Genomic DNA, 12,868 nt, shown 5'->3' with positions numbered 1-12,868 from the left:
TGTAATTGGAGCGCGGTTGTTCCCAGAAAAGCGATGTCAACAATGTCGGTGAGACCGTCAAATAGATCGTTTGTGCCACGAATGGCGAGAATTTTTTCGCCCGTTACGTTGTTCTGGAACAGCGTGGCGGAGAAGCCGTTGGCATCGGTGCGCTGGGAGAGGACGGTGTAGCCGAGGGCGAAGGTATTCGCTTGCTGCTGGGCGAAGTCTGCCGTATTTTGCAGTTCCGGAGCCGGATACACATTGGGTGCCAAATTCGCGTAACTTGCTTGTGCTAGCAGGGAAAATTCGAAATATTGATTGATGGTAGCCATGGTCGTCTCCAGTTTCGTTAGTTAGTGAATTTGGTCGGTTTTAGGGTGTTCAAAAGCAAATCTTTGGATGTCGGCAGGGGATTTTGGCAAGAAGCAGCGCCGCCCAGGTATGGACCAAAAATTACTTGTAACCAATTGCCGTGAGCAGAAAATGTTGTTCTTAACGCGAGCCGTTCCTTCGTGCGCTGATCAAAAACATACTCTTCGACTTTTCTGACGTTCCATAACAATGGCTTGATTTCTGCGTCAACACCGTACCTTGCCATGGATTCCGAAATTTCTTGTTTAATGACTTGTCCACTCGAATCCAGTGTGTATCGGTAAAGCTGGTTTCCATCACCTATTTCTACGAATCTGTAGCCATAGTCCCCCAGCGCTTGCCAGACCAGCCCCGACGTATTCGGATAACCACGATATCCCTCAACCCCCTCCACCGTTTTGTAGATTTTCAGCCCCGCTTCGTTTTCACACAGGTGGTTAAAATAAAGCTTGCCGGGGATAACATCCCATGTTGGAATCAAGATGAAGATGGCAATCACCGTGTATTTCGCAGCCCGGTTTGCTATGCGTCTTGCAACGAACCGTGCGAGCCAAACGTAAAGAACAACCGCCAATAAAATAGATAATCCGATCATTTCACGCCGCCTTTTTCAATGAAATTTCGTTTTCCATCCAGCAGTCATTCCCGGGCAATAGCGCAATTTTCTCGCCGCCAGTCAGGATTGCACTGTTGAAAATGATCTTGCCGCTGCCGTCGCTGTCGGCGATGACATCGAAGCCTTCACCGCTGTTGTAGACGTAAGTGTCGTTGCCGGCGCCGCCGATCAGTGTGTCGTTGCCTGCGCCGCCGGTGAGGGTGTCGTTGCCGATGCTTCCGACCAACAGGTCGTTTTGGCGGCTGCCGGTCAAGACGTCGTTGCCGGTTCCGCCAAGCATGAATGCAGATGGGTCACCGGCATTAGTAATCATGGCGGATTTACCGGCCTGGATGTACCAGTCGCTCATGCTTGGAAGTGTCGCGTTGATCGCCGCAAGCTCCTCGGTGGTAAAAGGCGATATCGTCCAATCCGGTGTGACGGTTTGGGATAAATAATTTTTGAAGTATTGTTGGTAGCCTTTGGACTCGGTGATGGAGTGACCGATACCGACTACCTCCGCGGTGTCGAAGTGGATGCCGCCGCTGACGCCATCGAAAAGGTTTTGCCCAACGCCGGGACGCCCCGCCTCTTCGGTGTAATATTTCTCCATCGCAAAGGCGATCAAGGCATCGGTGAGATTGCTGTCGGACTTTGTGAGGCCGCCGTCTTGGGCGATTTTCCACATATCGGCAGTAAAGCGGGTGACCATGGCGTCGGGAGCAACTGTTCCACCACCGGGCAATGGCGCATTTCCAGCCTCATGACGAACCAAGCGCTCAATAAAGTTCTCATCAAGCGTTGTCGTATTGAAATAATACAAATTTGAATCAAAAACCATCTTTAACAAATCACCTAGCTTAAAAGTGACCTGATTCAGTGTTTGGTCTGGTGCGGCGGTCTTTATGCTTTGCAAAAACGCAGTCAGCAGAGTTTGTGAGTGGAGGTTGACTTGTGCCTCTAATGGAATGGCGATTATGTCATTGTTGTACTGCTGAGAAATATCAGTTTGTGAGCCGATGCGGTCATAGGGCAAATAACTCAGTATTTCATCTTGCACGTTAATATCAATAACATTGCTCTCGTTCTGAACAATCCCAGAGTCTATGACAGATGCATTTACAAAGTTGGTAAGGCCCTGTAACTGCGCGTCGCTGTAGATCGGTTGGCCGTTTGTGGTTTCACTTCGCAAATAAGCCAGAAGATCCTGCGCGGCCGAATGCGTTATCAGCTCCCCCGTTAGGCCATCCACAGCTGTATACGTGAGCGCAGACCTGCGGAACGGGGCCTGGTCAAACGTGTAGGCACTTTCGCCGAACATAACTGCCATTAAAGCCGCCAGCCCACCACCGAGGCTGTGCCCAGTAAAGGTGATGGTTGCCCCAGGATTTTGGGCCTTGACTGCAAGATAGTAATCCGCTGCCTGTCGCAGCTGGCCGGATAGATTACCGTTAGCCAATGGGATGTCGCCATACACCCAATCAGCGGCACCTGGCCCTGTGCCTGCATAGGAGATGACGATTTCAGAGCTGTGCGCAATATCTGGACCGTTGATGAATGAGGCGGCCTCAAAGCCGCTTCCATCCTGAGGGTTTTCGTGTTTAGTTAGATTCCAACCTTGTGGAATAGGAAATTTATTGACATCAGGCCGAGTAGAAATATACGAAGCACCCGCCATCAAAGCATAATCTATTATAGTCGTCATAATTATTTCGCTCCCTTGAACACTGAATTGCATGGGCAAATTTCATCACCAATTTTCTTGTGATCACAAAATTTCAAACAAGCATCAAGCGACGGTTGGTCAGTAAACCAATCGGGGCTTAGCCATCCGGCTTTTCCATAGTAGTCAGTTTTGATACACCCGCCCTCCGCCCCAGCATATGGCTCACGCAGGATGGTTTTGTATTGGGGATAATTTCGTAGAAGGTCGTTGTTCCACTTCTGTATGGTTTCTGTATCAATCATACCTTTGTGAACCATTTCTTTTACATGCTGAGCATTTAGATTGATCACAACGTTGAACGATTTGAATTCAGCGGGAAATTCTGATATCTGAATGCGCTTCCATTCCTTGTCATCATATTTGAAAAATACATATGGCGGATTCGGCCTTCCCCATTTATTGTATGACAAACATAAATTTGGATCCGCGACGATGTACGGCGTACCGTTGAGAATATGTAGCGCCAATAGATTGAAGTTGGTACGCCCGATATCTTCACCATATTCGCTCGTCCACGTGATGGCCTTGTTCGAGTTCGGTAATATGAAAGAAATCGTGTGCTCCTTAATCGGTTCTGACTGGCCAATTTCGTGCTGCCCACCATAAGTTTGTGAGCGTTTGACGATGATCTTTTGTCCATCGTGTAGGAGTACCTCTTCTTTCCAGCTATCCCCCCCCCAGCCCAAACCACCCCGCTTCGGCATTGAGACTGATGCCCACCGTCAACAGCATTGCAATCGCAGTATTGGTCATTCGTCGAAAATATTGATTATTCACATCGCTCTCCTTGCATAGAATTGCTGACTAGTCTACGAACCATGATTATCGCTCCCGCCCACTCTCATCCACATGCTGCATCAGTGGGCTGAGGATGTATTCAATCAATCTTCTCTTCCCGGTCTTCACCTCCACCGTCACCGCCATGCCGGGGCTGAGGTGGATGAGTTTGTCTTCGATGCGCATGGTGTTCTTTTCGAGCAAGACTCTGGCGGTGAACAGGAGGCCGCGTTTCTCGTCTTGCACGGCGTCGTCGGAGACGTCGATCAGTTCGGCGTTGAGGGTGCCGTATTTGGTGAAGGGGAAGGCGTCGACTTTAACTTCGGCTTGCTGGCCTTCGTGGACGAAGCCGATGTCTTTGTTGTCGATGACGGCTTCGACTTCGATGCTGTTTTCGTTGGGGACGATGACCATGAGTTGTTGGGCGGGGGTGACGACGCCGCCGACGGTGTGGACGGCGAGTTGTTGCACGACACCATCGACCGGGGCGGTAAGGCTGAGTAGCTGGTTGCGTTGATCGGCTTTGATGGTTTCCTGGTTTAGGCCCTGGCCACGACGTTTGGCGTCGGCGAGATCGGCGAGGGCTTTGTTGAGGGCGTCGGCGGCTTCGGCCTTGCGTTGTTCCTTGAGCTGGGCGAGGTTGGCGATCAGCTCCTGGCGGTGTTGTTTTTGGGTTTGGAGGTCTTGGCTTTGTTCGATGCGTTGTTGTTCGAGCTGTAAATAGTCATGCCGGGCGACGAGTTGTTTGTCGGCGAGGGTCTTGAGCGATTCGGTGCGTTCGGTGACGAGCGGTAAGGTGGCTTCGAGTTTTTTGATTTGTTCTTCGGTGCCGGCGAGTTCGGACTGGCGGCGACTGTGTTCGCTGTCCAGCGCGCTGAGCCGGGATTGATATTGTTGCCATTGGCTGGCGAGCAGTTGTTGCTGCGGTGCGAGGACGTCGGTAGTGGTTGATTTTGGCCAATGGGCAACCGGTGTGCGGTTGGTTTGCATGGCGTTGACCAGGGCACTGGCGCGGGCGAGTTCGGCCTGGGCGGTGCCGTATTCGTTGCCGAGCCGGGTGGCGTCGGCTTGGGTGCCGGTGGCATCGAGTTCGATCAGCAAATCGCCTTTTTTTACACGCTGCCCTTCTTTGACATGAATGGCGCTGACGGTGCCGATCTCCAGCGGTTGGATGACTTTGGTGCGGTCGCTGGGGACAACCTTGCCTTGGGCGACGGCGACGATGTCGATCTTGCCGAGGCAGGCCCAGATGACGGCGAGCAAAAACAAGACGACGATGCTCCCGCTGATGGCGCGGCCGATGGGTGACGGCGGCGTTTCCTGGATCTCCAGCGCGGCGGGGAGGAATTGGAGTTCGTCGGGGTTGCGGTTTGTTGTCATGTTAGTTGCGTCAGTTCAGCTTGTTTAGTTTCAGTTTGTTCGTTCAGTTAATTATTAATAGCTTGTTGAAAAAGTGATTCTGGTTCTTTTCCCTCAGGGAAAAAGTTAGGATGAGTGCATTGATCCCCTCACCCTAGCTCTCTCCCTGGGGGAGAGGGCATTATTTTTTCACCTACGCTTATCACTTCACCTGTCCCTCTTTGAGGGAGAGGGTGATTTCAACAAACTACTAATCAGTCATTCAAAAACTCTCTTCACCAGTCAACTGCAAAAAATCTTTAGGAAATAGCTGTCTACACAACTCCCTCTCCCTCAGGGAGAGGGTTGGGGTGAGGGGTGTTTAAACAACAATATATTTGCCCCAGCACGACCTCTATCTCATTCAAAATCTCATGGTTCCAGAATCGCTTTACTCGATACCCCATTCTTTCAAGTTCGCGAGTACGCCTCGCATCTTTGTCTGCCACCAAACCATGCTGCCCACCATCGGCTTCTATAATCAATTTGGCTTCGAAACATACAAAATCGACAACGTACGGTTCAATCACTACCTGGCGTCGAAATTTGAATCCCGCCATATTACGTGAACGCAAACGCTGCCATAACATTCGCTCGGCATCGGTGGCTTGACGGCGCAGAGCCTGAGCAAGCGCTTTCATGTTTTTAATCCCATCATCCTCGGGAAGTGCTCCTGCGTTGCTCTACCTCGCACATTTCTGCCTTGCATCCTTATTACACCCCTCACCCTAGCCCTCTCCCTGAGGGAGAGGGGATTATATTTTTGTATATACTTCAATGCGCGATGGAGCTTTCAGCCTCAAATTCAATCGAAGACCTTTTCTGCTCCGCCTTGGCCTTTTCTTCTTGCCGTTGTTTTTGTTCGGCAACTTTTTTATTAGTGGCTTGCACAATGCCTTTGGAATGTTGATCGAGACATTGTGCGAGAGTGATCATCTGGGCACGCAGTGCTTCGATTTGCGTCGGCTCGATCAAACCACGCTTGGCGGCGCGTTGCAGGTAGTAATCCATCGGTGCTAAACCCTTGCGGGCATTGGCGATGTGTTGCAGGTGTTGTTTGATGGTGGTGCGGCCTTGAGTGAGGGCGAGTTGCAGACCGATTTGGTCGATGGCGCGCATCAGCGGCAGACCGATCACCTGTTTGGCGTGATCATTCCAGTTTTCGGTGAGGCTCCATAGCGTGTCTGCCAGTTGGTCGGCGATTTGCGTTGGATTTTGGATTTGCGCTTCAGTTGTTGTATTGGTCATGGCGTTCTCCTTTGCATTGTTTGTTTAAATTTATTCAATATTCAAATTTTGTATCTAGTGTTCATCCATTGTTCTCTCTCCCGGCCCTTCGGGCCACCCTCTCCCACAAGTGGGAGAAGGGAAAAGATTGAGTTATCGTTGGCAACAATCTTCTGGCTTGCGCCGTAATACGGCTGACACTCCCTGCTGTTGCGATGAATCACGTTACCTTTTATCCCTAATCCTTATTCCCCTCTCCCGCCAGCGGGAGAGGGGCGGGGGAGAGGGCAAGTTGTAGCCGTTCCAATACACTCTCCAACTGCTGCATGACTTCATTGTTCCAAAAACGCAGCACCGTATATCCCTGACTTTTCAACCACGCGTCCCGATGGTGATCATAGTCTGTTTGCTCGGCATGTTGGCTACCATCAATTTCAATAATCAATTTGTGCGTCAAACATACAAAATCTACAATGTAGGATCCCATGGGTTTTTGTCGCTTAAATTTTAGGCCCATGAAACGGTACGCGCGCAGGTGATGCCACAACCGTTGCTCGGCCTCAGTCTGGTTGCTGCGCAAGTTTTTGACGTTGTTCAGCATTCTCCCTCTCCCCTGCCCCTCTCCCACTCGTGGGAGAGGGGCACAACTTTTGCGCCTCCCTTGCTCGCGGAATGAGGTGTTTTTCCTTTCCTCTTTCATCTTTTATCTTTCGCCTGTTTTAAACACATCGCCCAACTGATATTGATACAGCTTGGCATAGTGACCATGCAGGTTGATGAGCTGCGTATGATTCCCCTCTTCCACAATCTCGCCTTTGTCGACGACGATGATGCGGTCGGCCTGGCGCACGGCGCTGAGGCGGTGGGCGATGATGAACACGGTGCGGTCTTTGCAGATGCGCTGCATGTTGTCCTGGATGATGCGTTCTGATTCGTAGTCGAGGGCGCTGGTGGCTTCGTCGAAGATGAGGATCTTGGGGTTGGTGATGAGGGCGCGGGCGATGGCGATACGTTGCCGCTGGCCACCGGAGAGGTTGCTGCCGTGTTCACCGATGATAGTGTCATAGCCATGCGCCAGCTCGAGAATGAAGTCATGGGCGCCAGCGAGTTTGGCGGCGTGGATGACAAAATCCAGCGGCAGGCCGGGATCGGCGAGGGCGATGTTGTCGCGCACGCTGCGGTTGAAGAGGACATTTTCCTGCAACACGACGCCGACTTGTCTTCTGAGCCAGGTGGGATCGATCATGGCGAGGTCGACGCCGTCGACCAGCACTCTTCCGCTTTCGGGGACATACAGCCGTTGAATGAGTTTGGTGAGCGTGCTTTTACCGGAACCGGAGCGACCGACGATGCCGATGACTTGGCCGGGGTTGACGTCGAGGTTGATACGCTTGAGCACTTCGGGGCGATCGGGCTGATAACGGAAGGTCACCTGATCAAAGGTGATGCGACCTAACATTTGCGGCAGACTGGCGCGGTTGGGGTTGTGGCTGGGTTCGCGTGGGGCGTTGAGCACATCACCGAGGCGTTCGACGGAGACACCGGCTTGTTGAAAATCTTGCCACAATTGAACCAAACGTAAGATCGGGCCGCTGACGCGGGCGGCGAGCATGTTGAAGGCAACAAGCTGGCCGACGCTGAGTTCGCCGTCGATCACGAGTCTGGCGCCAAACCACAGCGTGGCAACGATGACGAGTTTGTTGATGAAGGACGCAATCTGGCTGGCGAGGTTACCGAGGGTGCTGGTCTTGAAGCTGGCATTGACGTAACCGGCGAGTTGTTCTTCCCATTTGCGTTGCAGTTGTGGTTCGACGGCCATGGCTTTGATGGTCTGGATGCCGCTGACGCTTTCGACGAGGAAGGCTTGATTTTCGGCGCCGCGGTTGAATTTTTCCTCGACTCTGTTTCGTAGCATCGGGGTGACGATGACGGACAAGATGATATATAACGGGATGGCGGCGAGCACGACCCAGGTCAGGGTCGGGCTGTAGTAATACATGACGGCAATGAAGACGACGGTGAAGAAGAGGTCGATCACCAGCGTCAGGGCGGAGCCGGTGAGAAAGTTGCGGATGTTTTCCAGTTCGCGGACACGGGCGACCGTGTCGCCTACTCTGCGTGCTTCGAAATAGCTGATCGGTAACGCGAGCAAATGATTGAACAACTTGGCGCCGAGGCCGACGTCGATGCGCTGGGTGGTGTGCGAGAACAGGTAAGTCCGCAGACCGGTGAGCACCACTTCAAATAAGGAGACGACGATCAGGCCAAAGGCGAGCACATCAAGCGTAGTGAGGCCTTTGTGGACCAGGACTTTGTCGATGACGACCTGGAAGAATAAGGGCGTGACCAGCGCGATCAGTTGCAGAAAGAATGAGGCGAGTAATACTTCGCCAAACAGTTTGCGATATTTGAGGATGGCGGGGATGAACCATTTGAAATCGAAGCGCTGATCCAGGCCCAGTAAACCCGCGCGTTGGGTGACGAGGATCAGCGCGCCGGACCAGAGGGTTTCGAATTCGGCGCGTGTATAGATCAAGGGACGAGATTCAAGCGGATCCTGGACCAGGACCTTGGTGTCATCGCCTTCGGTCTTGATGCCGCCGAGGATGAACCAGTGGCCATCATGGTGTTGGGCGATGGCGGGAAACTGAATGCGGTCGAGCCGGGAACTATCGGAAGTGACTTGCTTTGCCTTGAGGCCGAGGAATTTGGCGCCGCGTAACAATTCGCTGGCACCACAGACTTCGCCGGAACGGCCGAACTGGTGTTGTAATTGACCGGGGTCGGCGGCGATGCCATGAAACCGCGCCAGCATGACCAGACACGTGAGGCCAGTGTCCTGGCGGTTGTTGGCGTCCTGCATTGTCGATCTCTTTAATTAGTTATTGTTTTTCTCTTCCCTACTCTGTAAGGCAATTAACGTGCCAATGATGTGCGCGGCTTGATTCATCAATAGGTTACGTGCGCACTATAAAATATACATTTTATATGCATATACAAAGTGTAAAGTTTTCCGACACTATATTTTCTATCATTTGCCCAAAACAAAACGCCCCGCACGGGAGCGGGGCGTTAATTCAGTACACTATATTATCTTCAGTGCGAACCAGCGGGGTTGCCGATGCCGCCTTCTTTCGGCTTGGAGGCATCATCCGCCGGTTTCACGCCACTGCCGCCATGCGGCTCGTGATCGATCCAGTCTTGCGGCACGCGCGGTGGACGACCCGACATGATGTCATCGATCTGATCGCTGTCGATGGTTTCATACTTCATCAGCGCATCGGCCATGGCATGCAGCTTGTCCATATGTTCGGTCAATATTCGGCGTGACCGCTCGTAATTGCGATCGACAATCACCCGCACTTCTTCATCAATCACATGCGACGTTTCATCGGATACGGCTTTGTGTTGGGTTACCGAACGACCGAGAAACACTTCGCCTTCATCTTCGCTATACGTCAACGGTCCCAGACGCTCTGACAGGCCCCATTTGGTGACCATGTTGCGAGCGATCTCGGTGACGCGCTGAATATCGTTGGAAGCGCCAGTAGTCACCTTGTCGAAACCGAAGATCAGTTCTTCGGCCAGACGACCACCGAACAGGCTGCTGATCTGACTTTCGAGCCGCTCTTTACTGTAACTGTAACGATCCTCTTCAGGCAGGAACATGGTCACGCCGAGGGCGCGGCCGCGCGGAATGATGCTGACTTTGTAGACCGGATCGTGCGAGGGCACCATGCGGCCGACAATCGCATGCCCTGCTTCATGATAAGCGGTCAAACGCTTTTCCTCTTCGTTCATGACCATGGACTTGCGCTCGGCGCCCATCATGATCTTGTCCTTGGCCTTTTCGAACTCTTCCATGCTGACCAAACGCTTGTTGGCCCGCGCTGCGAACAACGCGGCTTCGTTGACCAGGTTGGCCAGATCGGCGCCGGAGAATCCGGGCGTGCCACGGGCGATCAAACTTGGTTTGACATCGTCACCCAGCGGCACCTTGCGCATGTGTACACGCAGGATTTGTTCCCGGCCACGCACATCCGGCAACGGCACGACCACTTGACGGTCGAAACGGCCTGGGCGCAACAAGGCGGGATCAAGCACATCCGGACGGTTAGTGGCGGCAATGACAATCACACCTTCATTACCTTCGAAACCATCCATTTCCACCAACAATTGATTCAAGGTCTGTTCGCGTTCGTCATGACCACCGCCCAAACCGGCGCCACGATGACGACCCACCGCATCGATTTCATCGATGAAAATAATGCACGGTGCATGCTTCTTCGCCTGCTCGAACATGTCGCGCACGCGCGAAGCACCAACACCGACAAACATCTCCACGAAATCCGAACCGGAGATCGAGAAAAACGGCACTTTGGCTTCACCGGCGATCGCTTTAGCGAGCAATGTTTTACCAGTACCGGGTGAACCGACCATCAATACGCCGCGCGGGATTTTGCCACCCAGCTTCTGGAATTTGCCCGGATCGCGCAGAAATTCAACCAGCTCGCTGACTTCTTCCTTGGCTTCTTCAACACCGGCAACATCGGCGAAAGTGACTTTGACTTGATCTTCGCTCAGCAACTTGGCTCGACTCTTACCGAACGACATCGCACCGCGGCCACCGCCACCGCCTTGCATCTGGCGCATAAAGAAGATCCAGACACCGATCAGCAACAACATCGGGAACCAGGAGATGAAGATTTGCATCATCACGCTCTGTTGTTCCTGTGGCCGTGCATTGATCTGCACACCGTTATTGAGCAGGTCCCCGATCAGACCGTTATCACCGGGGCTATAAGTCGTGAAACGTTCACCGGAGCTCATCACTCCCTGAACGTTCCGGCCTTCGATCATGACCTTCGATACTTCGCCCTGTTTGACACGAGCGATAAAATCAGAATACGACATGGTCGCCGATGTCGATTCAAGGTAAGTACCCTCTAATCTCTACTATTTCCTTATTAAAGCCGCTGGAAAATCAGCCGGACTCTATTAGGTTGCCGCAATATCATGAACTTACTACATCTTAAACTTTCTCGCCAGCAGATACACCTCTCGGCTGCGGGGACGTGACGCCTTGGGTTTGCGGGTGATCACTGTGGTGAAATGCTGGCGTAATGCCCGCACGTAATCATCAAACCCCTCGCCCTGAAACAACTTGGTCAGAAAATCACCCCCTGGCCGCAATACCTGTTGTGCAAATTCCAATGCCAATTCAGCCAGATACATCGTCCGAGGTTGATCGACTTCCCCCATACCAGTGATATTGGGGGCCATATCCGAGATTACAAGGTCCACCCGCCGGTCACCGATGAGCGCCAGCAGGCGGTCCAAGACCTCTTGCTCGCGAAAATCGCCTTCGATGAACTCTAAATTGGCTAACGGCTCCATTGGCAAAATATCAAGCGCGATCACCTTGCCGCGCTCGCCCACCAGCCGCGCCGCCACCTGCGACCAGCCGCCGGGGGCGGCCCCCAGGTCGACAATCACCATTCCAGGACGTATCAGCTTGTCCTTTTCATTGATCTCAAGCAGCTTATAAACCGCCCGCGAGCGATAGCCTTCCTGCCTGGCACGTCGGACATAGACGTCGTCCTCATGTTCTTTCAACCAGCGATGACTGCTTTTACTACGCGCCATTGTCTTGTCGCCCAGCCACCGGCAGTGATCGCATCACGCGCCGCGTTTTGTAAATAATCCAGCACATTGCTCCTAGGCCATAGCTGGCCAATAACACCAATTGCCCCAAAGGGGCACTGACCAGTCGATCATGGATCAGCCATACCAAGCCGCCAATCACCATCACGATGGCCAAGTCCAGCTTGACGCCATTAAAGGGGCTCGCGGTAACAGTGAAACCACGGCCCCGCCGTGATAAACTTGCTGGCTGTTTTCGATTTTTCTGACTCATCCAACTCAAGATACTAAACCTATGCCGCTTTCCGATACCCAAAAACGCCAGTTACGCGCCCTCAGCCATACTCTTAAACCCGTGGTCATGATTGGGACCAACGGCCTGACTGATAACGTCTGTGAAGAAATCAATGCCGCGCTGACCTTTCATGAACTGATCAAGGTTAGGGTCAGTGCTGTCGACCGTGACCGTCGTGATGCCATGATCGCTGAATTTTGCGAGCGCACTAAATGCGAGCTGGTGCAACGCATTGGCCATATTGCAACCATCTTCCGCCGCAATCCGCAGAAACAAAAAATCATGCTGGGGCGGTAAAACCCAGGATCGCGGGCATCTTGCCCGCAAAAACCGCCGATCAAGAACACAAGGCGGGCGGGACGCCCGCGATCCCATCAAGCCTGCTTACTTGCGTCCGATGCTTTTTGCGCAGCCGAAATCACCAAATACGCACCCGCCAAACTAAGCACTAAATACAGGATTGAAGAAACTCCGTGCAAACGGCCAAACTGGGCAGCGGTATCGGTGCCTGGCACAATGCCGATTGCTTTGAGTTCCTGCATCATGGGTTGCAAAACAAAGGCACTGATTGCAACGATCATCAGCATCCCCACCAACACCCATAAACGGCGAGCGCTGCGCCATGTGCTGCCTGCTTCCCGGATCGTGATCGCCGCCAGAATCGGCGCACACACAAAACCAACAATGTTCATGATAAAGAACATGTGTCCAGCCAACTCACCGGCCAGATGCCGGTCATCCAAGGCATGAAACAACACGGGGGCGGCCAGATAACCAACCGCCCACAAACCGCCAACCCAGGCGGTGATCAGCAGTCGGTCGACGCTTTGGAATAGCTTATCGGACATCGGAG

The 12,868-nt window shown here is 52.8% G+C and carries 14 protein-coding genes; 1 reads left to right on the top strand and 13 read right to left on the bottom strand.

What is annotated here, in order from left to right:
- The 12 genes from HY272_02840 to HY272_02785 all read right to left on the bottom strand — a co-directional run.
- On the bottom strand, window positions 1–314 hold a 314-nt coding region (locus HY272_02840), incomplete at its 3' end, for a hypothetical protein (protein ID MBI3771627.1).
- Window positions 315–331: 17 nt separating this feature from the next.
- Window positions 332–949: a hypothetical protein gene (locus HY272_02835; GenBank protein ID MBI3771626.1), complete on the bottom strand. Its 618-nt coding sequence runs from the start codon at window positions 947–949 to the stop codon at window positions 332–334.
- A gap of 1 nt (window position 950) precedes the next feature.
- On the bottom strand, window positions 951–2,687 hold the full coding sequence (locus HY272_02830; protein ID MBI3771625.1) for a DUF2974 domain-containing protein: 1,737 nt from the start codon (window positions 2,685–2,687) through the stop codon (window positions 951–953).
- Window positions 2,657–3,379 carry a hypothetical protein gene (locus HY272_02825; protein MBI3771624.1) on the bottom strand — a complete coding sequence of 241 codons (723 nt, stop codon included), beginning with the start codon at window positions 3,377–3,379 and terminating at the stop codon, window positions 2,657–2,659. The genes HY272_02830 and HY272_02825 overlap by 31 nt, the downstream gene beginning before the upstream one ends.
- A 118-nt stretch (window positions 3,380–3,497) precedes the next feature.
- Window positions 3,498–4,832 carry an HlyD family type I secretion periplasmic adaptor subunit gene (locus HY272_02820; protein ID MBI3771623.1) on the bottom strand — a complete coding sequence of 445 codons (1,335 nt, stop codon included), beginning with the start codon at window positions 4,830–4,832 and terminating at the stop codon, window positions 3,498–3,500.
- Between the two features lie 293 nt (window positions 4,833–5,125).
- Window positions 5,126–5,491, bottom strand: coding sequence for an endonuclease domain-containing protein (locus HY272_02815; GenBank protein MBI3771622.1), 366 nt, complete (start codon window positions 5,489–5,491; stop codon window positions 5,126–5,128).
- A 133-nt stretch (window positions 5,492–5,624) separates the two neighbouring features.
- The gene (locus HY272_02810) at window positions 5,625–6,098 is read right to left on the bottom strand and encodes a four helix bundle protein (protein ID MBI3771621.1); all 474 of its coding nucleotides are present in this window, start codon (window positions 6,096–6,098) and stop codon (window positions 5,625–5,627) included.
- Window positions 6,099–6,315: 217 nt separating this feature from the next.
- On the bottom strand, window positions 6,316–6,678 hold the full coding sequence (locus HY272_02805) for an endonuclease domain-containing protein (protein MBI3771620.1): 363 nt from the start codon (window positions 6,676–6,678) through the stop codon (window positions 6,316–6,318).
- Between the two features lie 102 nt (window positions 6,679–6,780).
- Window positions 6,781–8,940, bottom strand: a complete 2,160-nt coding sequence (locus tag HY272_02800; protein MBI3771619.1) for a type I secretion system permease/ATPase — start codon at window positions 8,938–8,940, stop codon at window positions 6,781–6,783.
- A 233-nt stretch (window positions 8,941–9,173) separates the two neighbouring features.
- Complete coding sequence (ftsH, locus tag HY272_02795) at window positions 9,174–10,991, bottom strand: ATP-dependent zinc metalloprotease FtsH (protein ID MBI3771618.1); 1,818 nt, start codon at window positions 10,989–10,991, stop codon at window positions 9,174–9,176.
- Window positions 10,992–11,102: 111 nt separating this feature from the next.
- The gene (gene rlmE, locus HY272_02790) at window positions 11,103–11,723 is read right to left on the bottom strand and encodes a 23S rRNA (uridine(2552)-2'-O)-methyltransferase RlmE (protein MBI3771617.1); all 621 of its coding nucleotides are present in this window, start codon (window positions 11,721–11,723) and stop codon (window positions 11,103–11,105) included.
- Window positions 11,713–11,994, bottom strand: a complete 282-nt coding sequence (locus HY272_02785) for a hypothetical protein (protein ID MBI3771616.1) — start codon at window positions 11,992–11,994, stop codon at window positions 11,713–11,715. Before HY272_02785 ends, rlmE begins: the two co-directional genes overlap by 11 nt.
- A gap of 21 nt (window positions 11,995–12,015) precedes the next feature.
- On the opposite strand from HY272_02785, the gene yhbY reads away from it, so the two are divergent.
- A complete protein-coding gene (yhbY, locus tag HY272_02780) occupies window positions 12,016–12,312 on the top strand; it encodes a ribosome assembly RNA-binding protein YhbY (protein ID MBI3771615.1) in 297 nt (98 codons plus the stop codon).
- A 77-nt stretch (window positions 12,313–12,389) separates the two neighbouring features.
- Here the strand turns inward: yhbY and HY272_02775 are convergent, their stop codons facing one another.
- Window positions 12,390–12,863, bottom strand: a complete 474-nt coding sequence (locus HY272_02775) for a DUF4149 domain-containing protein (protein ID MBI3771614.1) — start codon at window positions 12,861–12,863, stop codon at window positions 12,390–12,392.
- Between the last annotated feature and the right edge of the window lie 5 nt (window positions 12,864–12,868).

Source organism: Gammaproteobacteria bacterium (assembly GCA_016200485.1).
Lineage (GTDB): Bacteria > Pseudomonadota > Gammaproteobacteria > Tenderiales > Tenderiaceae > JACQEP01.
Note: the sequence above shows the minus strand (reverse complement) of the source record. Positions and strands in the feature narration are given on the sequence as shown.